General features: G+C 64.5%; 23 protein-coding genes and 1 riboswitch. Of the genes, 11 read left to right on the forward strand and 12 right to left on the reverse strand.

Annotated elements, in window-relative coordinates; all coding sequences use genetic code 11:
• The first annotated feature begins 12 nt into the window (after positions 1-12).
• The 3 genes from FJ471_RS11420 to FJ471_RS11430 all read left to right on the forward strand — a co-directional run bounded on the left by FJ471_RS11420 (position 13) and on the right by FJ471_RS11430 (position 1,841).
• The gene (locus FJ471_RS11420; RefSeq protein ID WP_140803258.1) at positions 13-399 is read left to right on the forward strand and encodes an RNA-binding S4 domain-containing protein; all 387 of its coding nucleotides are present in this window, start codon (positions 13-15) and stop codon (positions 397-399) included.
• 147 nt (positions 400-546) lie between these two features.
• Positions 547-885 carry a ferredoxin FdxA gene (fdxA, locus tag FJ471_RS11425; protein ID WP_112101550.1) on the forward strand — a complete coding sequence of 113 codons (339 nt, stop codon included), beginning with the start codon at positions 547-549 and terminating at the stop codon, positions 883-885.
• A gap of 374 nt (positions 886-1,259) precedes the next feature.
• Positions 1,260-1,841 (forward strand): CarD family transcriptional regulator, encoded by a 582-nt coding sequence (locus FJ471_RS11430; protein ID WP_140803259.1) that lies wholly within the window; start codon positions 1,260-1,262, stop codon positions 1,839-1,841.
• 67 nt (positions 1,842-1,908) lie between these two features.
• Here the strand turns inward: FJ471_RS11430 and FJ471_RS11435 are convergent, their stop codons facing one another.
• The 3 genes from FJ471_RS11435 to FJ471_RS11445 form a co-directional block, all read right to left on the reverse strand.
• Positions 1,909-2,685, reverse strand: coding sequence for an amino acid ABC transporter ATP-binding protein (locus tag FJ471_RS11435; protein ID WP_140803260.1), 777 nt, complete (start codon positions 2,683-2,685; stop codon positions 1,909-1,911).
• The gene (locus tag FJ471_RS11440) at positions 2,682-3,362 is read right to left on the reverse strand and encodes an ABC transporter permease subunit (protein ID WP_140803261.1); all 681 of its coding nucleotides are present in this window, start codon (positions 3,360-3,362) and stop codon (positions 2,682-2,684) included. The genes FJ471_RS11435 and FJ471_RS11440 overlap by 4 nt, the downstream gene beginning before the upstream one ends.
• A gap of 162 nt (positions 3,363-3,524) precedes the next feature.
• On the reverse strand, positions 3,525-4,298 hold the full coding sequence (locus tag FJ471_RS11445; RefSeq protein WP_140803262.1) for an amino acid ABC transporter substrate-binding protein: 774 nt from the start codon (positions 4,296-4,298) through the stop codon (positions 3,525-3,527).
• Between the two features lie 302 nt (positions 4,299-4,600).
• Between FJ471_RS11445 and FJ471_RS11450 the strand changes: the two genes are divergently transcribed.
• Positions 4,601-5,464, forward strand: a complete 864-nt coding sequence (locus tag FJ471_RS11450; protein WP_140803263.1) for an RNA polymerase factor sigma-32 — start codon at positions 4,601-4,603, stop codon at positions 5,462-5,464.
• Between the two features lie 182 nt (positions 5,465-5,646).
• Complete coding sequence (locus FJ471_RS11455) at positions 5,647-7,602, forward strand: caspase family protein (RefSeq protein WP_246684690.1); 1,956 nt, start codon at positions 5,647-5,649, stop codon at positions 7,600-7,602.
• 65 nt (positions 7,603-7,667) lie between these two features.
• On the opposite strand, the gene FJ471_RS11460 is transcribed toward FJ471_RS11455, so the two are convergent.
• The 4 genes from FJ471_RS11460 to thiB all read right to left on the reverse strand — a co-directional run bounded on the left by FJ471_RS11460 (position 7,668) and on the right by thiB (position 12,920).
• Positions 7,668-9,134 carry a M48 family metalloprotease gene (locus tag FJ471_RS11460; protein WP_140803265.1) on the reverse strand — a complete coding sequence of 489 codons (1,467 nt, stop codon included), beginning with the start codon at positions 9,132-9,134 and terminating at the stop codon, positions 7,668-7,670.
• Positions 9,135-9,286: 152 nt separating this feature from the next.
• Positions 9,287-10,069 carry a thiamine ABC transporter ATP-binding protein gene (gene thiQ, locus FJ471_RS11465; protein ID WP_140803266.1) on the reverse strand — a complete coding sequence of 261 codons (783 nt, stop codon included), beginning with the start codon at positions 10,067-10,069 and terminating at the stop codon, positions 9,287-9,289.
• Positions 10,066-11,685 carry a thiamine/thiamine pyrophosphate ABC transporter permease gene (gene thiP / locus FJ471_RS11470; RefSeq protein WP_140803267.1) on the reverse strand — a complete coding sequence of 540 codons (1,620 nt, stop codon included), beginning with the start codon at positions 11,683-11,685 and terminating at the stop codon, positions 10,066-10,068. Before thiP ends, thiQ begins: the two co-directional genes overlap by 4 nt.
• Before the next feature lie 224 nt (positions 11,686-11,909).
• Complete coding sequence (gene thiB, locus FJ471_RS11480; protein ID WP_140803268.1) at positions 11,910-12,920, reverse strand: thiamine ABC transporter substrate binding subunit; 1,011 nt, start codon at positions 12,918-12,920, stop codon at positions 11,910-11,912.
• 43 nt (positions 12,921-12,963) lie between these two features.
• Positions 12,964-13,069: riboswitch (TPP riboswitch) on the reverse strand.
• A gap of 133 nt (positions 13,070-13,202) precedes the next feature.
• Between thiB and FJ471_RS11485 the strand changes: the two genes are divergently transcribed.
• The 4 genes from FJ471_RS11485 to FJ471_RS11500 all read left to right on the forward strand — a co-directional run bounded on the left by FJ471_RS11485 (position 13,203) and on the right by FJ471_RS11500 (position 16,244).
• Complete coding sequence (locus tag FJ471_RS11485) at positions 13,203-13,847, forward strand: thiamine diphosphokinase (protein WP_140803269.1); 645 nt, start codon at positions 13,203-13,205, stop codon at positions 13,845-13,847.
• A gap of 10 nt (positions 13,848-13,857) precedes the next feature.
• Entirely contained in the window at positions 13,858-15,672 is a 1,815-nt protein-coding gene (locus tag FJ471_RS11490) for an ABC-F family ATP-binding cassette domain-containing protein (RefSeq protein WP_140803270.1), read from the forward strand.
• A 55-nt stretch (positions 15,673-15,727) separates the two neighbouring features.
• On the forward strand, positions 15,728-15,970 hold the full coding sequence (locus tag FJ471_RS11495) for a type II toxin-antitoxin system CcdA family antitoxin (protein WP_140803271.1): 243 nt from the start codon (positions 15,728-15,730) through the stop codon (positions 15,968-15,970).
• Between the two features lie 91 nt (positions 15,971-16,061).
• Positions 16,062-16,244 carry a CcdB family protein gene (locus FJ471_RS11500; protein WP_246684693.1) on the forward strand — a complete coding sequence of 61 codons (183 nt, stop codon included), beginning with the start codon at positions 16,062-16,064 and terminating at the stop codon, positions 16,242-16,244.
• A gap of 16 nt (positions 16,245-16,260) precedes the next feature.
• Here the strand turns inward: FJ471_RS11500 and FJ471_RS11505 are convergent, their stop codons facing one another.
• Positions 16,261-18,054, reverse strand: coding sequence for a hypothetical protein (locus FJ471_RS11505; protein WP_140803272.1), 1,794 nt, complete (start codon positions 18,052-18,054; stop codon positions 16,261-16,263).
• A gap of 70 nt (positions 18,055-18,124) precedes the next feature.
• Positions 18,125-19,423 (reverse strand): adenylosuccinate synthase, encoded by a 1,299-nt coding sequence (locus FJ471_RS11510; RefSeq protein WP_140803273.1) that lies wholly within the window; start codon positions 19,421-19,423, stop codon positions 18,125-18,127.
• 300 nt (positions 19,424-19,723) lie between these two features.
• Here FJ471_RS11510 and FJ471_RS11515 point away from each other — a divergent pair, with 300 nt between their 5' ends.
• Together FJ471_RS11515 and FJ471_RS11520 are read left to right on the forward strand one after the other, a co-directional pair.
• Positions 19,724-20,623, forward strand: coding sequence for a DMT family transporter (locus FJ471_RS11515; protein ID WP_140803274.1), 900 nt, complete (start codon positions 19,724-19,726; stop codon positions 20,621-20,623).
• A 162-nt stretch (positions 20,624-20,785) separates the two neighbouring features.
• Complete coding sequence (locus tag FJ471_RS11520) at positions 20,786-21,211, forward strand: SH3 domain-containing protein (protein WP_140803275.1); 426 nt, start codon at positions 20,786-20,788, stop codon at positions 21,209-21,211.
• Between the two features lie 79 nt (positions 21,212-21,290).
• On the opposite strand, the gene serA is transcribed toward FJ471_RS11520, so the two are convergent.
• The 3 genes from serA to FJ471_RS11535 form a co-directional block, all read right to left on the reverse strand.
• Positions 21,291-22,892 carry a phosphoglycerate dehydrogenase gene (gene serA, locus FJ471_RS11525; protein WP_140803276.1) on the reverse strand — a complete coding sequence of 534 codons (1,602 nt, stop codon included), beginning with the start codon at positions 22,890-22,892 and terminating at the stop codon, positions 21,291-21,293.
• A gap of 65 nt (positions 22,893-22,957) precedes the next feature.
• Positions 22,958-24,133, reverse strand: a complete 1,176-nt coding sequence (locus FJ471_RS11530; protein WP_140803277.1) for a phosphoserine transaminase — start codon at positions 24,131-24,133, stop codon at positions 22,958-22,960.
• 195 nt (positions 24,134-24,328) lie between these two features.
• Entirely contained in the window at positions 24,329-25,114 is a 786-nt protein-coding gene (locus FJ471_RS11535; RefSeq protein WP_140803278.1) for an outer membrane protein, read from the reverse strand.
• Between the last annotated feature and the right edge of the window lie 183 nt (positions 25,115-25,297).

A 25,297-nucleotide genomic window follows, 5' to 3' on the forward strand; every position in this document is an offset into this window, starting at 1 on the left:
GAGCTAGCCGCGATGGTTGGAGAAGGCCGCCAGCGCATCGACAAATGGCTGTTCTTCTCGCGCGCGGTGAAATCGCGGTCCCTGGCGGCGAAAATCGCCGTCGCCGGGCGCGTCCGCATCAATCGCGACAAAGCAGCGCAGGCCTCGGATATGGTGAAGCCCGGCGACGTGCTGACCATCACCTTGGAAGGCCGTATCCTCGTCTGGAAAGTCTTGAACTGCGGCACGCGGCGAGGCCCGGCCGAGGAGGCGCGGCTGCTTTATGAGGACATGTCGCCGGCGCCGACACCCAAAGGCGAGGCCGTTCCGGACGCCATTCCGGCCTTGCGCGAGGCCGGCAGCGGTCGCCCGACCAAACGCGAGCGCCGGCAGACCGACCGGCTGCTCGGCGACGATTGAGATTATAAGGGACCCTCGGCGCAGCGAACCGCGACAATTCGTTTCCGCAACGCCGGCCCGGCCAGCAAGCCCTGCCCTTGCAAGCGGCGGGCAAAGGCGTTACCTCAGCCAAAAAGCCCAGCAAAATGGGACGTTCCGGAGCCTGCAATGACCTATGTCGTGACCGACAATTGCATCAAATGCAAATACATGGACTGCATCGAGGTCTGTCCGGTCGACTGTTTCTACGAAGGCGAGAACATGCTCGTCATCCACCCCGACGAGTGCATCGACTGCGGCGTCTGTGAGCCCGAATGCCCGGCCGACGCGATCAAGCCGGACACCGAGGGCGGTCTCGACAAATGGTTGCAGGTCAATTCCGAATATGCCGAGAAATGGCCCAACATCACCGCCAAGAAAGAGCCGCCGGCTGACGCCAAGACCTTCGACGGCGAGACCGGAAAGTTCGAGAAATATTTCTCTGCGGAGCCCGGCGAAGGCGATTGACATAATCGCAGATAGCGCCAGCGTGACGCGGCGTAACATGGCCGATACAATTACTGTCTTGACAGGAAGCGGTGTCGCTCGGCGTTAGCGAACGCAGCAAAACCTTGATTCTTCCGACTTTTTGTGTTACATCAGCGAAACATGCCGGTGACACAACGTCGATTTATGGCGCTAACGCCCCAAATCACTGAAAGGTGAGCTTCTCAAACCCGAACCAGAGCAATCTGGGACAGGCGGCCGCATTCGTGCGCTTTGCTGGTCTCGGCTTTTCCGGTGGGTTCACCTGTTGTGCGGCTAATGATCGGCCACCGCCGGTCACACGAGTTCAGCCGGCGCCGCCATGCCGGCGCTACAACCAAGGAGTTCAGGGCGTAATGGCAACGATCACCCCGCAGAAGAAGTCCACCGCGGCCCGTCACGGTTTCAAGACCGGCGAGTTCATCGTCTACCCGGCGCATGGCGTCGGCCAGATCGTGGCGATCGACGAGCAGGAAGTGGCAGGCCACAAGCTGGAACTGTTCGTCATCGACTTTCAGAAGGACAAGATGCGGCTCAAGGTGCCGGTCGCCAAGGCGACCTCGATCGGCATGCGCAAGCTGTCGGAAGAAGACTATGTCGACCGCGCGCTGAAGGTCGTGCAGGGCCGCGCCCGCGTCAAGCGCACCATGTGGTCGCGCCGTGCCCAGGAATATGACGCCAAGATCAATTCCGGCGACCTGATCTCGATCTCGGAAGTGGTGCGCGACCTCTATCGCGCCGACAACCAGCCGGAGCAGTCCTATTCCGAGCGTCAGCTCTATGAAGCCGCGCTCGACCGCATGGCCCGCGAGATCGCCGCTGTGAACCGCATGTCGGAGACCGAGGCAGTGCGCCTCATCGAGGTCAACCTCAACAAGGGTCCGAAGCGCGGCGCCAAGGCCGACAACGAAGAATCCGAACAGGAAGAAGCTGCCTGAGCTTTTTCGCTCCAAGCGTATGAAAAACCCGGCCTCGCGCCGGGTTTTTTGTCTCTGGTGCCCAACTCTACGCCCCGCCGCCGGCTTCCTTCTGCGCCTCCTCCTGCCTGAGCGAGGCAATGAAGCGTTTGGTCCGCTCGCGCTCCGGATTGTCGAACACGACCGAGGCCGGGCCTTTCTCGACGATCGAGCCGGCATCGAGGAAGACGACCTCCTGCGCGATCTTGGAGGCGAGCCGCAGGTCATGCGTGGCCATCACCATGGTCGTACCTTCGCGGGCAAGCTGCCCGAGCACGTCGACCACTTCCTGCGCCAGCTCCGGATCGAGCGCCGAGGTCGGCTCGTCGCAAAGCAGCACGCGCGGCGACGGCGCCAGCGCCCGGGCGATCGCCACGCGCTGCTGCTCGCCGCCCGACAGCGTCGCCGGCCAGGCATCCGCCTTGTGCGCCATGCCGACCTTTTCGAGCAGCGCCATCGCCCGCTCGCGCGCTCTTGGCTCGGGCCATTTCAGCACCGTCACCAGCCCTTCCATGACATTCTCGATCGCCGTGCGGTGCGGAAAGAGCTGGAAATTCTGGAACACCATGCCGGTCTGCAGGCGGATGCGCTGGATGTCCTTGGTCGGGACCTTGCCGCCCGGATGGAACGCAAGCGTCTCGTCGCCGATGCGCAACGATCCGGACGTCGGGATCTCCAGGAGGTTGATGCAGCGCAAGAGCGTGCTTTTGCCGCCGCCGGAAGGACCGACCAGCGCGGTCACGGAGCCCTCGGCAAGGCTGACGGTGACGCCTTTCAGCACCAGATTGTCGCCGAAGCGCTTTTCGATGTCGGTGAGGCCGATCATGAATTGGCCTCCAGGAACCCGCCATAGCGGTTGAGCCGCACCTCCAGCCGCGCCTGCAGCGCCGACAGCACCGAGCTCAGCGCGAGATAGAGCGCCGCCGCCTCGACATAGAGGATCAGCGGCTCATAGGTGGTGGCGACGATGCGCTGCGCGGCCTGGAACATCTCGGGCACGGTGATCGCCGCCGCCAGCGAGGTATCCTTGACCAGCGAGATGAAGGTGTTGGAGAGCGGCGGCACCGCGACGCGGCCCGCCTGCGGCAGGATCGTGCGCCGCATCGCCTGGCTCCAGGTCATGCCGATCGAATAGGAAGCCTCCCACTGCCCCTTCGGCACCGAGCCGATGACGGCGCGGATGATCTCCGACGTGTAGGCGCCGATGTTGAGCGTGAAGCCGATCAGCGCGGCCGGAAAGGCATCGAGCAGGATGCCGACCGACGGCAGGCCGTAGAAGATCAGGAACAACTGAACGAGCAGCGGCGTGCCGCGAAAGATCCAGACATAGAAGCGCACCAGCGCGACCAGCGGCTTCGGCCCGAACAGCCGGATCAGCGCCGTCGCAAGCCCGGCGATGAGCCCGAGCGCGAAGGACAGGAGCGTCAGCGGCACGGTGAAGATCAACGCCGCCCATAACAGCGTAGGCAACGATTCCAGCATCAATTGCAGCCAGTGCGGCACGGAGCGCTTCTCCCTTCCAGATACGGCGGCGCGTTCCCCCGTATGAACTGACTATCACGCAAAAACCGGCGAGCCGTCAAAGACGCCGGCGCATGAATATCGTGCAAAAAATGGCGGGCCGTCTTTGACGACCCGCCATTTTTAGAACGAAGGACGATTGCCTTACTTCGAAACGTCCTGGCCGAAATATTTGTCGGCGATCTTCTGGTAGGTGCCGTCGGCCTTGATGTCGGCCAGCGCCTTGTTGATGGCGGCGACCAGTTCCGGATCGCCCTTGCGCACGATGACGCCGGAATAGTCGGCATTCTCTTCCTGCGCGGCGATCTTCACATTGGCGTCCGGCTTGTGCTTCTTGAAATCGAGGAAGGACAGGCTGTCGTTGATCGTGGCGTCGGCGCGGCCGGTGAGCAGCAGCTGGATCGACTGGTCGAAGCCGTCGGTGCCGACGAGCTCGGCGCCGTTGGATTCGGCGAGCTTGCCGAAATTGGAGGTCAGCGACTGCGCCGACTTCTTGCCCTTGAGGTCGGCGAAGGTCTTGATGTCGGTGTTGTCGCCGCGCACGATCAGCACCGCCTTCGAGGCGATGTAGGGATCGGAGAAATCATATTTGGCCTTGCGCGCATCGGTGATGCCGACCTCGTTGATGACGGCGTCGTAGCGGTTGGCGTCGAGGCCGGCGATCAGCCCGTCCCACTTGCCCTCGAGGAACTCGACCTTGACGCCGAGCTTGTCGCCGATGGCCTTGGCGATCTCGACGTCGAAGCCGACCAGCGCGTTGGATTCGTCGTGATAGGTGAAGGGCGCGTAGGTGCCTTCGGTGCCGACCTTGAGCACGCCGGCCTGCTTGATCTGGTCGAGATTGGCGCCGGCATGGCCGGCGGTGACCGCCAGAACCTGCAGCGTTCCGGCGACAAGAAGCGACTTAAGCCATTTCATTTTTATGTGATCCCGTTTTGACCGGTGCCCCCGGCGCGATTGTGAGACCCGGAAACTGACAGATAGAAGGTCGCTAAATAAGGAACCAGATTTCAAAAATCGTCTCTACCAGAAATCTGGTTCTCAAATCAGCTCGAGAATCCGCCAAACGGCTTTTCCCGGCCAATAACAAAATGTTCCCGTCGGCAACATCTGCCCCCCGCGGGCGGCGGAACCATCCATACGCCTGACACGTTGCATGGCTGTTGTAGGGCGCGGCGGCGTCTTTTCAACCGTACCAATCACCGCCAACAGGAGCCGGCATGATCCAGGACGCGGCAGGACGGACACTGGTCCGGGCGGCAATGAGGGCTCCCTATCTCGAGCGCGACGAGGAGCACGTCCTTGCGCTCCGCTGGAAGGAAGAGAACGATCAGCACGCGCTGCACCGGATCACCGTCGCCCATATGCGGCTGGTGATCTCCATGGCCTCGAAATTCCGACACTACGGCCTGCCGCTCGGCGATCTGATCCAGGAAGGCCATGTCGGCCTGCTCGAGGCCGCGGCGCGTTTCGAGCCCGCGCGGGAAGTACGCTTTTCCACATACGCCACCTGGTGGATCCGCGCCTCCATGCAGGACTACATCTTGCGCAACTGGTCGATCGTGCGCGGCGGCACCAGCTCGGCGCAGAAGGCGCTGTTCTTCAATCTGCGCCGTTTACGCGCACGGCTGGCCAACGGCGCCGAGCCGCTCTCCAATGCCACGCTCTACCGCGAGGTCTCGGCCGCGCTCGGCGTTCCGGAAGCCGACGTGGCGATGATGGATTCACGCCTGTCCTCACCCGACAGCTCGCTCAATGCGCCTTTGGCCGACGAGAACGGCGCCGCCGAGCGGATGGACTTCCTGGTCTCGGAGGATCCGCTTCCCGACGAGATCGTCGGCGAAAGGATCGATGTCCAGCGCCGTGCCGTCTGGCTGAAGAGCGCGCTCGGCGCGCTCAACCCCCGCGAGCTCCGCATCATCGAGGAGCGCAGGCTTAGCGACGACGGCGCCACGCTGGAATCGCTCGGCGAACAGCTCGGCATCTCCAAGGAGCGCGTCCGTCAGATCGAAGCCCGCGCCATGGAAAAGCTGAAGCTGGCACTGGTGAAGCAGAATCCGGAATTTTTGGCGGAAGCCGCCTGAAGTTAATGCGTGCAAAAATCAAGGATAAGAAATTTATTAAATAAGAATATGTCGCCGTCGGGCAAATTTCCTCGATAATACCTATGATTTGTGAGCTCTTTAACAGACCATCGCGCCCCAATCGGCCTTTTTGACACCTCCAGATCACAACATATGGGGGATTTGCCATGCTGCGATGCTGCGTGCTCCTTGCAGCCTTGATCCTCGTGGGCTTCACGACATTCGAGGCGCGCGCCGATCGAAGAGTTGCCCTTGTCATCGGCAATTCCGAATACCGCGAAATCCCGGCCCTCAAGAACCCGGACAAGGACGCCGACGATGTGTCGAAGACATTCCGGCTGGCCGGCTTCGAGGTGTTCACCGCCAAGGACCTGACCAGGCTTCAGTTCGAGGAGCGGTTCCGCAACTACCTGGCGGCCGCCGACGGCGCCGACCTGGCGGTCGTCTACTATTCGGGGCACGGCTTCCAGATCGGCGGCGAGAATTTCCTGATCCCAGTCGATGCGTCGCTGAAGGACGCGGCCGACATGGAAGTCCAGGCCATCAAGGTCAACGACATATTGCGGCAGCTGCGCTCGAGATCGAAGATCCAGATGATCATCCTCGATGCCTGTCGCAACAACCCTTTCCCGCGCAAGGACTATTGGCTGCGCGACCAGTTGATCGTCGCCGGCGACAGCGGACTTGCGCAGGTAACGGGTTCGCAGAACACGCTGATTGCCTTTGCCACCGAACCGGGCGCCGTCGCCTATGACGGCGCCGGCGACCTCAGTCCGTTCTCGTCGTCCTTTTCCCGCCGCGCCCTGGCTCCGGACCAGGAGATAAGCTCGGTCATGGCGGCCGTGCGCCGCGATGTGGTCAAGGCCACCAACGGCAAGCAGGTCCCGTGGGAGAACTCCTCGCTGATCGACGATGTCGTGCTGATGCGCGGGGCGGAGCAACCAGCACCGTCGCCGCCCGCCGCGCAGCAGGACCAGCAGGCAACCGAGCGCGGAATCCAGGTTGCCGATGCCGCCGAAGCGATTGGAAGTCGCGACATCCGCATCCCGGTCGGCGTCGGCCCGGTTCCGCTGAAACTGGATCTTCCGGCCAAGGATGCCGGGGTCAGCCTCGAGCTTGCGAACTACCCGGCGACCGGGACGCTGTCCCTGCCCGATCGCGTGCTTTCGCCGCAATCGAGCCTGATGGCCGCCGAGGTCGATAAATTGCGCTACGAGCCGCAGATCGGCTCGTCCGCTCCCATCGAGGTCGGCTTCCAGATCCGCGTCGGCAACGCCGCAAAGCAGGCGACGATGAAGCTGTCGCCGGACGTCGATCCTTGCGACCAGGCTGCCGGCGAACCGCTCGACCTGCAGGGCGTCGTCCCGGGCCGGTTGCCGAACGAGATCGGCGGCGGGGCTCTCGAGGCCTGCGAGGCGGCGGTGAAGGCCTATCCCGACATTGCGCGCTTCCGTTACGAACTGGGGCGGGTGCTGCTGGCGTCGGGCAGGGTCGACGAGGCCAGGCAGGCGATCCAGGAGGCCGCGGACAAGGGACATATCCGCGCCCTCTTCGCGCTCGGCTCCATCGCCCCGTCCGGAACAGGGACGGCTGTCGAGACATCGAAGGCGACCGACCTCTATTCGAAGGCGTCGGACAAGGGAGACCCCTACGCCATGGCCGCCTGGGGACGCGCTTTGTTCAATGGCCTCGGCGTCGAGCGCGATACCGGCAAGGGACTGGACCTCCTGCTCCAGGCAGCGGCCATGGGACATGTCGATGCCATGAAGGAGCTTGCTCTGATCTTCAAGGAAGGCCGCAACGGCGTGCCCGCCGACCCGGCACGCGCCCTGGCTTTCCTCAAAGCGGGCATGGAGCGGCAGGACGCGTACTCGATGGGCATTCTCGGTCTTCCCACGCGCAGCACGCCCGTGGTCATGGCGTGCAAGGTACCGCCGAAGGTCATCACGAAGATAAAGGTGATCCGCGTGCCCGTGTCGAAACCGAAGACCATCACACGGACAATTCCGGGAGCACCAAAGGTCAAGCCGATACCGACCGAAACCGGGAGAACATCCTGGACTGGCGGCGCCAGCCACGCCAGCGATGGCAATACCGGCGGTGGTGACGGTGGCGACACCGGTAGTGACGGCTTGTGAAGACAACGGCCCCCGGCCCGGGCGATAGTTCAGATCGCCCACGGCGCCGGGTTGGCCCCGAGTCTCTATTTGTCGGTGACGATCTTGACCTTGTCGCCGGCCGATACGCTGGCACCGGGCGACATGGCGTTGAGCACCCGGAACAGGTCGAGCTTGCGGTCGACGCCGACCATTTGCGCGGCGAGCGAGCCCATGGTCTGCCCTGCCTGGACGGTGACGACGCGGATATGCAGCGGCTTCAGCGCCGCCTTCTCGGCAGGGCTCAGCACGCGGAAGGAACCGCTGACCGAGCGCGCGACCGGGTCCAACGCGGTGCTGGCCGAGGGCGCGGCCGTCAGCAGCCTGTAGACCTGCCCGCCGGCGCGGATCACGGCGATGTCGAACTGCCAGCCTTGCGCGCTGGCATGCGCCATCGCCGCCTCGTTGCCATTGACCGTTTCCTGGCGCACGCTGGCGTCCTCGAGACCCGCCACCCAGCCGCTGCGGATGTAATCGGTGAGCGATACGGACTTGTTGATAGCCACGCCGTCGAAACGGACGGCGATGTCGCCAGGCCCGGTCGCGGTGACCGCGGCCGCCGTATTGTCGATGACGAAGCCGTCCGGCACCGTGAAGGAGACGCCGAGATTGGGGTGCATGAAGGTCTGGCCGCGCACATAGCCTTCTTCAGGCGTGTCGCCGTAGAGCAGCCCGTCTATGCCGGCCAGAAATGCGTCGCGGTCGCGCGTGCCTACGCCGGGCGGGCCGAAATTGCGCGCAAGGCGCTGCGCCAGCTCGATGCGCTGGGGCGTGTTGGGGTGCGTCGCCAGGAAGTCGAGGCTGGCGTCGGTGGCGCCGCTGACCGAGCGGAAATCGGTATAGGCCGACATCGACTGCAGGAAGCGGCCGGCGGCATAGGGATCATAGCCCGCCTCGCCGATCGACTTGATGCCGATGGCGTCGGCCTGCAGTTCCTGGTTGCGCGAGAATTGCGCCAGCCTCAGCTTGCCGCGGATCAGTGCCGCCTTGGCGGTCGGACTGTCGCCGAGCACATCGGAAACAACCTTGGTCGCCAGGCCCTCCTCCGCTTCGAGCTGCTGCCGCTGCAGGCCATGATTGGCGGTGACGTGACCCATCTCATGCGCGATGACGGCGGCAAGCTCGGAGGAATCGTTGGCCAGCGCCAGCAGGCCGCGCGTCACATAGAGATAGCCGCCCGGCAGCGCGAAGGCGTTGACGTTGGGCGAGTTCAGGATGGTGATGCGATAGGTCTGGGTCGGGTTCGCCGACACCACCGTCAGATTGCCGACGACCTTGGCCACCATGCGTTCGAGCCTGGGATCGGAATATTCGCCGCCATAGGTGGCGAGAATCCGCGGATGCTGCGCCTTCGCCATGTCGGCGAGCTTGGCGTTGGCGACGACATTGTCGACGGTGATCGGCTTGTCGGAAGGCTGGAAGCCCGATTCCTGCACGTCCGGCGGCGTGAACATCTGGCAGCTGGCCAGCGCCACGACGCTTGCCAGCGCGAAAAATCGTGCCAGCGGCCTCATCCAAACCCTCTCAGCGCCGGTCGACAGATCGGCTTCCTTTCGAAATCTTTCGGCAAATCACGGCCCAGCCGGACCAGCATGGCGGACCTAGCCACACTCCCCCGGACAAGGCAAGCAAACGCCGGATCACCCGTTGCCGGTTTGGCCGTAAATTATGTCCGCTTCCGGGCAATATGTTGTGATCCGGCAACGGTGCCGCCTCGATCGCCGATATAGCGCCGGAAGGCGTCCGGTCCAGACCGATCGAAGAAATCCTCGGCCGGGCCCGTCGCCGCGATCGTGCCTTCATCGAGAAATGCGACGTCCTGGCCGATGCGGCGCGCATCTTCGGGCTGATGCGTGACGAAAAGCACCGTCATCTTGCGCTCGGCATGGATGCCGGCGACAAGGTCGAGCATGTCGTCGCGCAGCGCCGGGCCGAGCGACGCGAAAGGTTCGTCGAGCAGCAGAACGGGCCGGTCGCGCAGCAGCACCCGCGCCAGCGCCACGCGTTGCCGCTCGCCGCCGGAAAGCTCGCGCGGCAGCCGCTTTTCCTTGCCGGCAAGACCGACACGCGCCAGTGCCTCGGCGACGGCAATACGATCGGCATCGCCGAGCTTGAGCGACGGCGAGCGGCCGAGCCCGACATTGGCTTCGACGGAAAGATGCGCAAACAAATTGTTTTCCTGGAACACCATCGACACCGGCCGCGCCGAAGGCGGCGCGGTGCCGAGATCGGTGCCGCCGATCAGCACCTTGCCTGCATCGGGCACCTCGAAGCCGGCTATCAGATTGAGCAGCGTCGACTTGCCGGAGCCGCTCGGCCCCATGATGGCTGTGATCCTGCCGTCGGCGAATTCGGCATCGAAGCGGAAGGACGCCTCGCCATAGCTGAACGAGACGCCATCCAGCCGGACAGCCAGGCCTTTCTGCGCGGTGCCGTTGCTCGTCGTCATGACTTTCCTTCCCGCCCGAGCCAGTCGGCGGCGACCACCAGCATCAGGCAGACGAGGCCGAGCAGCAAGGCAAGCCCCGCGGCGTCGGCTGTCCGGTAGCTGCCCATGCGCGCCAAAAGCAGATAGGGCAAGGTCTGCACGGAATCGCTCCCGAACAGCGCGATCACGCCGAGATCGCCGAGCGACAGCGCCATGGCGAAGGCGAAGCCGGTGGCCAAGGGCCGCCTGAGCGACGGCCAGTCGATCAGGCTGAGCCGGTTCCAGCCGGATATGCCGAGCGCCAGGCAAAGCCGCTCGTGACGCTCGCTCGCCGCGTCATAGGCCGGGCGAATGGCGCGGATCGCGAAGGGCATCGCCATCACCGCGTTGACGGCAACGACCATGACCGGCGCGATGGCAAAGACATCGGTGACATGGCGCAGCGCCAGGAACCAGCCGGCGCCAAGCACGATCGGCGGCACGACGAGCACGAAGCCGGCGCCGGTGTCGGCGGCATGTTCGAGCAGGCCCATCGCGCCACCTGCCCGGCGCCGCAGGGACAGCGCGCGCCGCGCCGCGATCAGCGCCAGCGACAACGTCACGCTGAGCAGCGCCGCAAGCAGCGCGAGGCCCGCGCTGGTGAGCGTCGCGCGGCGCACCGCCTCCTCACCCGCCAGCCGGCCGAGATCGGCCTCCAGACCTGAAAGCACGGTCGCCAGCATCGGTCCCGCAACGAACAGCAGGGCAAGCGCGATGAGGCCGGCGTTCAGCGCACTCTCCATTCGGCCCGCCGAAAGGTAGCGGCGCGGCGCCACCGGAAGATTGGCGTCGCCGACCGTGTTGGCGCCGAGCCGCGTCAGCGCGACGACCACGATGAAGGTGAGCGCGATCTGCAGCAGCGTCAGCACCACGGCGCGGGCCGGATCGAAATCGAACCGCAGCGCCTGGTAGATGGCGACCTCCAGCGTCGTCGCGGCCGGACCGCCGCCCAGCGTCAGCACGATGGTGAAGGACGTGATGCAGAGCATGAAGACCAGCCCGGCGATCCCCGGCAGGGCCGCGCGCAGCACCGGCCATTCGATCAGCCGGAAGGCCGGCCGGGCACCCATGCCGAGCTGGCTCGCCAGCCGCCACTGGTCGGTGGGAATGGTGCCCAGCGCCTCCAGGAACAGGCGCGTCGCCAGGGGCAGGTTGAAGAAGACATGGGCGACCAGGATGCCGGAGAGACCGTAGATCCCTGGCCACTCCCCGCCGCCAAGCCCGGCGAAGACGCCGGCAAAATATCCCGCCCGACCGTAGAGCGCCAATATGCCGAGCGCGGCGACAATCGCCGGCAATGCCAGCGGCACGGTGAACAATTGCAGAATCAGGCGGCGTCCGGGAAAGGCCGGATGCCTCGACAGAGCACGCGCCACCAGCAGCGCGGGGCCGACCGATAGGAGCGTCGAGAGAGCCGCTTGCCACAGTGTGAAGCGAGCGACGCGGAAGAGGTAGCTGTCGAAGGCGGCGACAGCGCCGGAGAGATCCTGCGCGCCTTCGACGGCGAGACCGGCGAAGGCGCCGCCGATGAGCAAGGCGATGGCCGCAAGCGCGACGGCGCCGGCAGTGATGCGGGAGTCAGAGGGCGCGTGTCGCACGCTGCGCCATTTGAGTTCGAGCTAACGAGCGCCGAGTTCCTTCGCCCCCCTCTCTGGCCTGCCGGCCATCTCCCCCTCTAGGGGGGAGATCAGACGTCACTCGGGCTTTCGCCAATCTCCAATGCCGCAGGATTGAGCAAGGCGCCAAAGCTGCCAATCTCCCCCCTTGAGGGGGAGATGTCCGGCAGGACAGAGAGGGGGGCCTTGGCGCAAGCATTACAGCCCTACTTGCTCATCACCGCCAGCCACTCACCCACCCAGGCCTTGCGGTTGGCGGCGACTTCCTCCGGGCTGAACAGCAGGGCCTTGGTCGGCTTGACCAGCTTGTCGAAGGCCGGGTTGAGCGGCTTATCGGTCTTGCCGGCCGGGAACATCCAGTTGGTCTCCGGAATGACGTCCTGGAATTTCGGCCCGGTCATGAAGGCAATGAATTTTTGCGCCAGCGGGTTCTTCGCGCCCGTCGTGGTGATGCCGGCGACTTCGATCTGCAGGTATTCGCCCTCCTCGAAGGAGGCCGCCTGGTAGCGCTCGGTGTTCTCGGCCACCATGTGGTAGGCCGGCGAGGTGGTGTAGGAGAGCACCATCGGCGCCTCGCCCTTGGTGAACAGGCCATAGGCCTCGCTCCAGCCTGGCGTCACCGTCAGCACCTTCGTCTTGAGCTTGGCCCAGGCCTCGGGCGCCTTGTCGCCATAGACCGACTTCACCCACAAAAGCAGCCCGAGGCCGGGCGTCGAGGTGCGCGGATCCTGGATGACGATCTTGTCCGTGCCGGCGCCCTCGACCAGCTCCTTCAAGCTCTTCGGCGGGTTTTTCAGTTTCTCCGTGTCGTACACAACGGCGAAATAGCCGTAGTCAAACGGGACAAAGGTATCGTCGCTCCAGCCGCCGGGCACGTTGATGCCGGAGACTTCGCCATGCGGCGCGAACAAGCCGCTCGCCTTGGCGTCGGCGGTCAGGTTGGTGTCGAGGCCGAGCACGATGTCGGCCTTGGTGCCGGCGCCCTCGAGCTTGACGCGGTTGAGCAGCGCGACGCCATCGGCCACCGAGACGAATTCGAGATCGCAGCCGCATTCGGCCTCGAACTCCTTCTTGACGGCCGGCCCAGGCCCCCAATCGGCGGTGAAGCTCTCATAGGTATAGACGGTGAGCTTGTCTTTCGCCTCGGCAGGCACGACGCCTGCCAGAAGCGACACGAGACCGGTAGCGAGAATGAGATTGGACAGCATTGCGCGCATCGGCGCCTCCTTCGTTCGAGTGACAAGGAATTGAGGCGCCGGATGGTCCGAAACGTCTAATCCCTCCGCCGGTACAAACCGGATCAGGTTCAGCGGGTTGGCTTGATCGCCTCTCAGCCGGATCACGTCCGGCACCCCGTTAGAGCGTTTCGACAGATAGGCCCGGCCGAAGCGGCGTGCAAGCGGAAGTTTGCCGGGCAGCTAATGTTCCGGGGCGGGCGCCACCGAAGCGCGGGCCGTCCGGCTTCCGTTTCGCCTGGAGGGCTGGTAAGGGCCACGGCCATGGGCACATTCACCATCCTGCTTGGCGGCGAACTTATCCGCACGCCCCGGCTCGAACACCAGATCGAGGGTTCGCGCGTCATCGCCGCCGATGCCGGCATCGGCCATGCCCGCATGCTTGGCCTCATGCCGGAACTTTGGGTCGGCGATTTCGATTCGGTGCCGGCGAACCTGCCGGATGACCTCGCCGCCGTTCCGCGAAAGATCTTTCCGGCAGAGAAGGACATGACCGACGGCGAGCTCGCCATCGCGGAAGCGCTCCGGCGCGGCGCCACCAGCCTGGTTCTGGCCGGCGCCTTCGGCGGCAAGCGCGCCGACCATGCTTTCCTGCACCTGGCGCTCGCCGTGCGGCTGGCCGAGGCGGGCACGCAAGTTCTGCTGACCAGCGGCGCGCAGGAAGGCATTCCCGTTTTGCCGGGCAAAGCCGGCTTCGACTATGAGGACGGCACCTTGTTTTCGGTGCTCGGCTTCTCAGAGCTCGCCGGCCTGACGGTCACCGGCGCCAAGTGGCCGCTCGACCGCGTCGAGGTGGCGTTCGGCTCCTCGCTCACTATATCAAACGAGGTCAAGGGGCAGCTTGGCATCGCGCTGGAACGCGGCCGGGCGCTGCTCCTGGCCCACCCCTATCCTCTTCCTGAAAGCTGACATTCCAGACATGGCGCCGCCACTCCTCAATCTCGACGGCATTAAACTGACCTTCGGCGGCACGCCGCTGCTCGACGGCGCGGCGCTCAGCGCGTCCGCCGGCGAGAAGATCGCGCTGGTCGGCCGCAACGGCTCGGGCAAGTCGACCTTGCTCAAGATCGCCGCCGGCATGATAGAGCCGCAGGACGGCGAGGTGTTCCGCCAGCCTTCGGCCACGGTCCGCTACCTGCCGCAGATGCCTGACATGGATGGCTTCGCCGACGTGCGCTCCTATGTCGAGGCCGGCCTCGGCCCGGCCGACGATCCGCACCGCGCGACCTATCTGATGGAACATCTCGGGCTGACCGGCGAGGAGCGGCCGAACGACTTGTCCGGCGGCGAGGCGCGCCGCGCCGCCCTTGCCCGCGTCATGGCGCCCGAACCCGATATCCTGCTGCTCGACGAGCCGACCAACCATCTCGATCTTTCTGTGATCGAGTGGCTGGAAGAAGAGCTTGCCCGCACCTCTTCGGCGGTGATCCTGATCTCGCACGACCGCCGCTTTCTCGAGCGCGTCACGCGCGCCACCGTCTGGCTCGACCGCGGCCAGACCCGGCGGCTGGACAAGGGCTTTGCCCATTTCGAGGAATGGCGCGACCAGGTGCTGGAGGAGGAAGAGCGCGAGCAGCACAAGCTCGGCCGCCAGATCGTGCGCGAGGAGCATTGGCTGCGCTATGGCGTGACCGCCAGGCGCAAGCGCAACATGCGCCGCCTCGGCGAGTTGCAGACGATGCGCCAGCGCTTTCGCAGCCATCGCGGCGCCGAAGGCACCGCCACCATGGTGGCGAGCGACGCCACCGAATCCGGCAAGCTGGTGATCGAGGCCAAGGGCATCGACAAGAGCTTTGGCGACCTCACCGTGGTCAAGGGTTTCTCGACGCGTATCCAGCGCGGCGACCGCGTCGGCCTGGTCGGCCCGAACGGCGCCGGCAAGACGACGCTTTTGAAGATGCTGACCGGCGAGCTGGCGCCGGATGCCGGCACCGTACGGCTCGGCGTCAATCTGGAGATCGCGACGCTCGACCAGAAGCGCGAGGCGGTCGACCCGCAGGAGACGCTGGCGCATTACCTGACCGACGGCCGCGGCGAGAACCTCGTCGTCAATGGCGAACAGCGCCACGTCGTCTCCTACATGAAGGATTTCCTGTTCAAGCCGGAGCAGGCGCGCACGCCGGTGCGCGAGCTTTCCGGCGGCGAGCGCGCGCGGCTGTTGCTGGCGCGCGTGCTGGCGCGGCCGGCGAACCTGCTGGTGCTCGACGAGCCGACCAACGATCTCGATATGGAGACGCTGGAACTGCTTCAGGAACTGGTCGCCGGCTTTGCCGGAACCGTGATCCTGGTCAGCCACGACCGCGATTTCCTCGACCGCACCGTCACCAGCGTGATCGCGCCGGACGGCAGCGCACGCTGGATCGAATATGCCGGCGGCTATTCCGACATGCTGGCGCAACGCGGCGGCTCCAAGCTGGAGGACCGCAAGGCGAGGTCGAAGACTGAGGCGGGCGAGGCTGCGCCGAAAGCCGAACTAGTCGCGCCCAAGGGTCCGGCGAAGAAACTCTCCTTCAAGCAGAAATTCGCATTGGACTCGCTGCCGAAGAAGATCGATGCGGTGACCGCCTCGATCGCCAGGCTTGAGAACAACATCGCCGACCCCGCCTTCTACGAACGCGACCCGGCCTCGTTCCAGAAGACCATCGCCGCGCTCGACAAGGAGCGCACGACGCTTGCAGCACTCGAGGAAGAGTGGCTGGAGTTGGAAATGCTGCGCGAGGAGATGGAGGGGTGACTGGTTTGCCCGCATGCAGATATGCGCTTATCCTATGCGCATAAAGAGGTATGCCATGCTCCGATCAACGACAAAACCACAACGCAAATCGGTCAACACCTCGATTGATTCCAGACTGATCGAGGAGGCCAAGGCATTAGGCATCAACATGTCCCGTGCTGCCGAGCAGGGAATCGCGAAGGCAATTTCTGCCGAAAAGACGCGCCGCTGGCAGGAGGAGAATAAGGAAGCGCTCGAAAGCTCGAACGAAGACGTCAAGCGCAACGGCCTGCCTTTGGCCAAGCACCGGCTGTTTTGATGGCCCGCTATGATTTCTACCAGAACCTGGGAAGCGGCGGTTACTGGAGCACCTCGATACCAACGTCGTCGTTCCGCTTCTGCCGCCCGACATTGCACCGTTACCGGCCCGTAGGCTGAACCCAATCTTCAGAATCGATGGCAGAGACCATGTAATGGTCACTCAATTCATTTCAGCTGTGACGGCTTCCGAACTGCGGACGGCAGAAGGAAGTCTTGCGAGACACCATGACGAGATCGTCGCGGCGCTTGATATGCTGTTCCAGGGTTTCTAAACCGGCGAAACCGTCCTCAACCCGACGTCTTTGCCGCCCAGGCCTTCAGCGCCTCGTCGAACACCTTCTCGCCCGGGATGCCCTTTTCCATGGTGAGCAGCGCGCGGCGTCCGGTCTTGTAGACCACCGGTACGTCGATCCAGTCCTGGCCCCGAAGCAGCGTCAGGTTGGCGTCCTGGTCGGCCTTGTTGTCGTTGAGCGCGACGAGGAAGAAGCCGTCGCCGATCTTGGCCGGGAGGCCGATCAGCGGGCTGCCGGCGTCCTGCTCCGAGCTCTTCATGGCGATGCGCAGAAGGCCGTCGACGCCTCCGCCGTCGAAGTCTTTCGGCGTCAGGAAGATCATCTCGATGATGTGGCTGGCCGGCAGCGTCTGGTCGGTGTTGCGCCGGATCGTCATGCGCAGCTGGATATTCTTGCCGGGAATCGTCGCCTCGGCGCGGATCGCCGGCTCCGGCGGCAGGTCGCCGCCGGGCGATTCCTGCACCAGCGACCAGACGATGCTGCCGGGCTCGGCCGTGCCTTGCTGAGTGCTGGTGCGCTCCTCATAGAAGATCGCTTTCTGCCCGACCGGCACGGTCGCCTCGGCTGTCGCTGGCGCCGGCGCAGCCGGTGTCGCAGCTGCGGCTGGCGGTGTTGTCCCGGCAGCGGGCGGCGTGGCCGCATCAGCCGCCGGCGGTGCGGTTCCGGCCGCGGGCGGCGTCGGATTGGCCGCGTCGGCCGCAGGTGCCGCTCCCGCCGCGGGCGCTTCGGGCGTTTGCGTGGCCGCGGCGGGCGGGGTCGTTGCTGGCGCCGCCAGCGGCCGCGAGGTCAGCGCCGCGACGGATTCACCCTCGCCGATCGTCGCCTGTCCGCCGGCCGGACCGGGATCGGTCTCCTTGCCCTCGGGCGACAAGCGTTGCGTGAACTTGGTCGTGTCCGCGGACCCACCGGCAGCAGCCGGGGCCGGCGCCGCCGACGTCTCGGTCGCCGGCTTGTCTGGGGCCGGCTTGACCAGCGGCTCGGTCGAGACCGTCTTATTGCCGCTGCCGCCAAGACCGAAGAGTGAGCCGAACGCATTCTTGTTCAGCCATATGCCGTAGCCGCCGCCGGCCAGCACCAACAGCGCGATGACGGCGGCGATCAAGCCGCCATAGCCGCGCTTGCGCGCCTGCCGCTGTGGTCGCAGACGCTGGAAGGTATCGGCCGCCGGTTGCTCGTCATTGGCAAAGACGTCGCTGCCGTCATCGGCATCGGCGGCGTCCATGCTTGCAAGGCCGACATCGTCCTCGCGCGGCGAAGGCATCTGCGGTGGCGGGGCCTTCTGCCACGCGGGCTCCGCCTTTGGCGCAGTCTGCCAACCAGGCTCCGTCCTGGCCGTGGTCTTCCAGGCTGGCTCGGCTACCGCAGGATTTTGCGGCGCGGGGCCCGCCTTCGGCGTGCTTTGCCAACTCGGTTCCGTCCTGGCGGGCGCCGCCGGCTTGAACGGTTCGGATTTGAACGGATCCGGCTTGGCGGGCACGGGCGCCGCCGGCTGGCGGGAATGGCTCGGCTGGTTCTTGTTGCGGTCGATGGAGGAGAAAATATGCTCCAGCTCCGCCAGCGGATCCTCGGCCGGAGCGCGTTTGACATAGTCGCGCTCGACGCTGGAAATGGCATCCTCCAGCGAGCGCTTCTGCTTGCTGACGACGTCGGGGGCGAGCGGCGGGGAATACTCGGCGAGCGTCTTCGCCAGCACCGCGCGGGCACCATCGTATATCTGCTTGCGCACCTCGAACGAAGGATCGCCCTTCTTGTCGAGCTGCTTTTTCAGAACACTAACGAAATCTGCCATGCGTCAGGTGACCTGCATTCTTTTCCCGCCCGGCCGCAAATCAGCCGTAGCGCCGGGAAGGGCTGTGAAACTAGTCTTGAAACGGATCGGTCACAAGTATCGTGTCGTCCCGCTCGGGGCTGGTGGAGAGCAGTGCCACCGGGGCGCCGATCAACTCCTCGATATAGCGGACATATTTGACGGCTTGGGCCGGCAAATCGTTCCAGCTCCTTGCGCCGGCCGTGGTTCCCTTCCAGCCTTCGAGCGTCTCGTAGATGGGCTCGACGCGCGCTTGCGCGCCCTGGCTGGCCGGCAGGTAATCGATCGTCTCGCCGTCGAGCCTGTAGCCCGTGCAGACCTTGATCTCGTCCAGCCCGTCGAGCACGTCGAGCTTGGTCAGAGCGATGCCCTTGATGCCGTTGACGGCGACGGCCTGGCGCACCAGCACGGCGTCGAACCAGCCGCAGCGGCGCTTGCGGCCGGTGACGACGCCGAACTCGTGGCCGCGCGTGCCGAGGAACTCGCCGATCTCGTTCTTCTGCTCGGTCGGGAACGGCCCTTCGCCGACGCGCGTCGTGTAGGCCTTGGTGATGCCGAGCACATAGCCGATGACGCCGGGGCCGACGCCCGCGCCGGCGGCCGCCTGCCCGGCCACGGTGTTGGACGAGGTGACGAAGGGATAGGTGCCGTGGTCGATGTCGAGCAGCGTACCCTGCGCGCCCTCGAACAGGATGCGCTCGCCGGCACGACGCTTGTCGTCGAGCACCTTCCAGACGCGGTCCATGTAAGGCAGGATCTCGTCGGCCACCGAGGTCAGCTCCTGCATGATCGCCTCATGCGTCGCTTCCGCATGGCCAAGCCCGCGGCGCAGCGCGTTGTGGTGCGTCAGCAGCCTGTCGACCTTCAAGGGGAGCGTTTCCAAATCCGCCAAATCCATCACCCGCACCGCGCGCCGGCCCACCTTGTCCTCGTAGGCGGGGCCGATGCCGCGGCGGGTCGTGCCAATCTTGGTCCCGGAATTCGAGGCGGCATCTTCGCGGAACCCGTCCAACTCCCGGTGCAGCGACAGGATAAGCGCGGTGTTTTCGGCTATTTTCAGGCGCTCCGGCGTGACCTCCACGCCCTGCTCCTTGAGCTTCTTGGCTTCGGCGACGAAGGCATGCGGATCGAACACCACGCCATTGCCGATGATCGAAAGCTTGCCCTCCCGCACCACGCCCGAGGGCAGCAGCGACAGCTTGTAAACCTTGCCGTCGACGACCAGCGTGTGGCCGGCATTGTGGCCGCCCTGGAAGCGCACGACCACATCGGCCCGTTCCGACAGCCAGTCGACGATCTTGCCCTTGCCTTCGTCGCCCCACTGCGAGCCGACGACCACCACATTGGCCATGTTCTTTTCCCTTGAAATGCCGCGCGGGCGGCCTGAAACGACAGCCTCTATAGCGTCAAGCGCCGGCCGGCGCGACCCTTTCTTTGCCGCCGAAACCATCCTTGGCGCGATCCCCCAAAAACGGATACAGGCTTTCGCAAAAGACTATGTTCCAGCCAAGTATCGGATCAAATGGCGCTGCCGGCGTGACGTCCCGCCTGATCCAGGCACAACAAATTCCGGCTTTCGCATCATTTACTTGCCGCCGCCGCCGCTCTAGGCCGGCCTGAACCCTCGAATACCTGCAGGGCCGGATTCTCCATGCACCGAGCCGCCTATCTGTTCCTTCTGTCGACCATGCTCTTGTGGGGCGGCAATTCGGTGGCGGGCAAGCTTGCCGTCGGCCATGTCTCGCCAATGACGCTGGTGTTCCTGCGCTGGGTCATGGCGGTGCTGATCCTGCTGCCCGTCGGCTGGCGGACGCTGCGCGAGGATTGGCCCGAGGTGCGCAGCCACTGGCGGCTGCTTGCCGGCCTCGGCGCCTGCGGCTTCACCATCTTCAACGTCATCTTCTACACGGCGCTCAACTACACCACCGCCATCAACGTTTCGATCGAGCAGGCGGCCATCCCGATCGTCATCATCCTTGCCAATTTCATGTTCTTCCGGCTGCGCGTGCAGCCTCTGCAGATCGTCGGCGTCGCGCTTACCATCGTCGGCGTCGCGCTGACCGCCAGCCATGGCGAGCTCGGCCAGTTGCTGAAGCTCGATCTCAATTTCGGCGACGCCATCATGCTCGTCGCGGTGCTTTGCTACAGCCTCTATTCGGTGGGACTGCGCCTCAAGCCGCTAATCCGCTGGCAGAGTTTCATGCTGGCGCTTTCGATCGCCGCGCTGCTGACATCCGTGCCCTTCTTTGTCTGGGAGATCGTGGCCGGCCGCGTCATCGTGCCGGATGCGCATGGATGGGCGCTCACGCTTTATACGGCGCTTGGCGCTTCGGTCGTCTCGCAGGTCCTCTACATCAAGGGTAACGAATTGATCGGCGCCAACCGCGCCGGCCTGTTCATCAACCTGGTGCCGATCTTCGGCACGCTGCTTTCGGTGCTGATCGTCGGCGAGCGGTTTCAGACCTATCAGGCTTTCGCGCTGGCGCTTGTCCTCGGCGGCATTGCTCTTGCCGAATACAGCGGCAGCAGAGCAGCGCTGCAGACTGGATGATATCTGTCGCATCATAAGCCAAGCAGTCATTAGAAACGGCTATCCCATTAAGGATATTGATATTTTCGCTCTACCAGAGACTGCGGCGGCATTGACTCTCTCAACTTTCAGCGGACAAATGCCGCAACCGCGTTGCTATTTTCATCGACCAGAGAGGGGACCATGAATTTCCGGATTTTTTTGGCGCTGATCGGCGCTTTCGTCGGCCTTGCCGCCCTTTCAGCACCGGCGTCGGCGGCCACCGTCGCCCACACCACGACGTCGCTGAACGTCCGCAGCGGCCCGGGCGGGCATTATGCCAGGATCGCGACCTTGCCGGCCGGCCACAGGGTCGAGCTCTACCATTGCGAGGACAGCTGGTGCTCGATCCGCGCCGCCGGTATCCATGGCTGGGCGAGCGCGAGCTATCTCGAACGCTCCCACGTCGTGCGGCCGGTGATCGTGCAGCCGCAAATCGTCATTCGCCCGCCGCATTACCGTCCGCATAGGCCGCACTGGTCGCATAAGCCGCACCGGCCGCGCCCGCCCAAGCCGCCAAGGCCTCACAAGCCGCAATGCAAGATCGCGCCCGGCTTCCCCTGCAAGTGAGCTCGATCAAGGCCTGACGAATTGAAACGCCCCGCTGCTGACGCAGGCGGGGCGTTTCGATTTCAATCGACCAGTACGTTCACTCGCCGCCGACGTCGAAGCGAAGCCGCTTCGCCGAGTCGATCGACTTGTGGGCGCGCACCTGCTCCAGCACTTTTTCCGGGAAGGGCGCGTCGAGATAAAGCAGCGCGATCGCGTCGCCGCCCGGCCGGTTGCGGCCGAGCTGGAAGTTGGCGATGTTGACGCCGTTCTCGCCGCACACGGTGCCGAGAAGGCCGATGATGCCCGGCGCGTCGGCATTGGTCGTGTAGAGCATGTGCTGGCCGACCTCGGCATCGAGATTGATGCCCTTGATCTGGATGAAGCGCGGCTTGCCGTCGGAGAAGCAGGTGCCGGCGATCGAGCGTGTCCTGTGCTCGGTCGTGACGGTGAGCTTGATGTAGCCGTCGAATACGCCCGACTTGTCGCGCTTGACCTCGGCGACGATGATGCCGCGCTCCTTCACCATGATCGGCGCCGACACCATGTTGACGTCCGAGACCTGCGGCCTGATCAGGCCGGCAAGGGCAGCGCTCACCAGCGCGCGCGTATTCATCGTCGCGGTCGAGCCGTCGAACAGGATCTCGACCTCCTTGATCGGATCCTCGGTGACCTGCCCGACAAAGGCGCCGAGCACTTCGGCAAGCTTGACGAAGGGTTTCAGCCGCGGCGCCTCCTCGGCGGTGATCGAAGGCATGTTGATGGCGTTGGAGACCGCACCCTTGATCAGATAGTCGCTCATCTGCTCGGCGACCTGCAGCGCGACATTCTCCTGCGCCTCGGTGGTCGAGGCGCCGAGATGCGGCGTGGCCACGACATTCTCCATGCCGAACAGCTCATTCTGCTCGGCCGGCTCGACCTCGAAAACGTCGACGCCGGCGCCGCCCACCTTGCCGCTCTTCAGCGCCGCGACCAGATCGGCCTCGACGACCAGCCCGCCGCGGGCGCAATTGATGATGCGCACGCCGTCCTTCATCTTGGCGATCGCGGCCGCATCGATGATGCTGCGCGTCTTGTCGGTCAGCGGCGTGTGCAAGGTGATGAAATCGGCGCGGGCGAAGAGCTCGTCGAGCTCGACCTTCTGGACGCCGAGCTCCTCGGCGCGGCTGTCCGACAGGAACGGATCGAAGGCGATCACATGCATCTTCAGGCCGACGCCGCGCGTGGCGACGATCGAGCCGATATTGCCGCAGCCGATCACGCCCAGCGTCTTGCTGGTGATCTCGACGCCCATGAAGCGGTTCTTTTCCCACTTGCCGGCATGGGTCGAGGCATTGGCCTCCGGTATCTGTCGCGCCAGCGCGAAGATCATCGCCACCGCGTGCTCGGCGGTAGTGATCGAGTTGCCGAAGGGCGTGTTCATCACGATGATACCCTTGCGGCTGGCGGCCGGGATATCGACATTGTCGACGCCGATACCGGCGCGGCCGACGACCTTGAGCTTGCCGGCGGCATTGATCAGCTTCTCGGTGACCTTGGTCGCCGAGCGGATGGCGAGGCCGTCATACTGGCCGATCACTTCGAGCAGCTTTTCCTTGTCCTTGCCGAGATCGGGCAAGTAGTCGACGTCGATGCCGCGATCCTTGAAGATCTGCACGGCGGTGGTGGAAAGTTTATCCGAAACGAGAACGCGGGGCGCCATCACGGCCTCCTTGAAGGGGATTGGATGTGTCGGAAAATGGTGGCGGCCGGAGGCCGCCACGGATTTCAGGCCGCTGCCTTGAGCGACGCCTTCTGCGTGGCGAAGGCCCAGTCGAGCCAGGGCAGCAGCGCTTCGAGATCGGCGGTCTCGACGGTGGCGCCGCACCAGATGCGCAGGCCGGGCGGCGCATCGCGATAGGAACCGATGTCGTAGGCGACGCCTTCCTTGTCGAGCGAAGACACGATGCCCTTGGCGAAGGTCGCCTGTCCGTCGGCATCGAGCGCCGCCACGTCAGGGTCGGTGAAGGAAAGGCACACGGACGTGTTCGAGCGCGTCGCCGGATCGACGGCGAGATGGCCGAGCCACGCCGACTTGCCGGCGAACCGGTCGAGCACCGCGGCATTGGCGTCCGCGCGGGCGATCAGCGCCTCGAGCCCGCCGATCGACTTCGCCCAGCGGAGCGCGTCGAGATAATCCTCGACGCAAAGCATCGACGGCGTGTTGATGGTCTCGCCCTTGAAGATGCCTTCGATCAGCTTGCCGCCCGAGGTCAGGCGGAAGATCTTCGGCAGCGGCCAGGTCGGCTTGTAAGTCTCCAGCCGCTCGACCGCACGCGGGCTGAGGATCAGCATGCCATGCGCCCCCTCGCCGCCCAGCGCCTTCTGCCAGGAGAAGGTCACGACATCGAGCTTTTCGAAATCGAGCCGTTGCGCGAAGGCGGCCGAGGTCGCGTCGCAGATGGTCAGGCCCTTGCGGTTTGCGGGAATGAAATCACCGTTCGGCACGCGCACGCCCGAGGTCGTGCCGTTCCAGGTGAAGACGACGTCGCGGTCGAAGTCGACCTGCGTCAGGTCGGGCAACTGGCCGTAGCCGGCCTCGAACTTGCGCATGTCGGCGAGCTTGAGCTGCTTGACGACATCGGTCACCCAGCCGGAGCCGAAGCTCTCCCAGGCGACCATGTCGACGCCGCGCTCGCCGAGCAGCGACCACAGCGCCATCTCGACCGCGCCGGTGTCCGACGCCGGCACGATGCCGATGCGGTAGTTCGCTGGAACCTTGAGAATTTCGCGCGTCAGCTCGATAGCCTGCTCGAGCTTGCTCTTGCCGATCTTGGCGCGATGGGAGCGTCCGAGCGCGGCGGCTTTGAGCGCCTCGACCGACCAGCCGGGGCGTTTTGCGCAGGGACCTGAAGAGAAATTGGGGTTTGCCGGACGGAGTCCGGGCTTGGTAAGCGTCGTCATCGTGGTCTATCCTTCCAGATAGTGGCCCCTCGTTGGGGAGGGGTGGCCCACGGACGGCGATATGCGCTTAGACCTTCGGCGTCAAGAACAAAGTTTTTGTCGCTGTCAGGATATTCCCTATGACTGGTGCTCGATCCGAAACGAAAACGGCGGGCCCCTCAGGATCCGCCGTGGAAACCTCTCAGCCTGCGTGGCTCACCAGAGATCGTAACGCAGGCCAAGCTTGATCTGATGGTTGCTGATGCCTTTGTGGACAGGGAAGGAATTCAGGCTTCCGGCGGTCACATATTCGGCATCCGGCGCGGAGAAATACTGATAGCCGAGATCGATCAGGACATTCTTGGAGACCTGGTAGGCAAGGCCGGCGTTCAATGTGTATGCCAGCGAATATTTTGTTTTGCTGCTGCGCTGAGAGAAGTCGTCGCTTGCATCGCCGTTGTCGGTGAAATAGTTCGCCGAAAGGCTGTATTTGCTTTGAACGATGCCGACACCTGCGCCGATATAGGGCGTGACGCCGACATATGTTCCAAGGTCGACATAGCCGTTCAATATGCCTGAGAAGGCATAGTTCTTGAGGCTTCCGTCTCCCACGGTCGCCGTTGCCGGCCCTACCACGGTCGCTGTGTCATCATAGCTGAAGCTGGCTTTGTTGCCGGGCAGGTAGCCAAGGTTGAGATCGGCGCGGAGATAGTCGTTGAAATGATACCCGAAGCCGACGCTCGCGAAATAGGCGTCCTCGCTCTCGCCGAAGTTTTCGCTGGCGATCGTCGACGGGAAGGTGAAATCCCCGTTTTTGAAGCTCTTCTGCGCCAGATAGGAGACATCGCCGCGCAGGTACCAGCCCGAGCCGACCTCGACCGGCTGGTAGTCCGGCGCCTGGTCGGCATAGACCGGCGGATCGTAGTCCGCCGCCAGCGCCGGCGTCATCGGCAACAGGATGGTTGCGGCAAGCGCTGACGCGATACGCGATCTGGATGTCATGGTCCCCGGCTCCCGAGATTGGCGCAGCCGCGAACGCGGGCGCCGTTTCAAGGAGCCATTGTTAACCATAGTGGTTAAGTGGCGGTTAAGGATAACAGCCGGTTACCGAATTGATTTCGATCGATATTTACCGACGCCGCATAAATGAAAACCGCCCGGCTGGCGCCGGGCGGCTGACGAATT

Source organism: Mesorhizobium sp. B2-7-1, assembly GCF_006440735.1.
Taxonomy (GTDB): Bacteria; Pseudomonadota; Alphaproteobacteria; order Rhizobiales; family Rhizobiaceae; genus Mesorhizobium.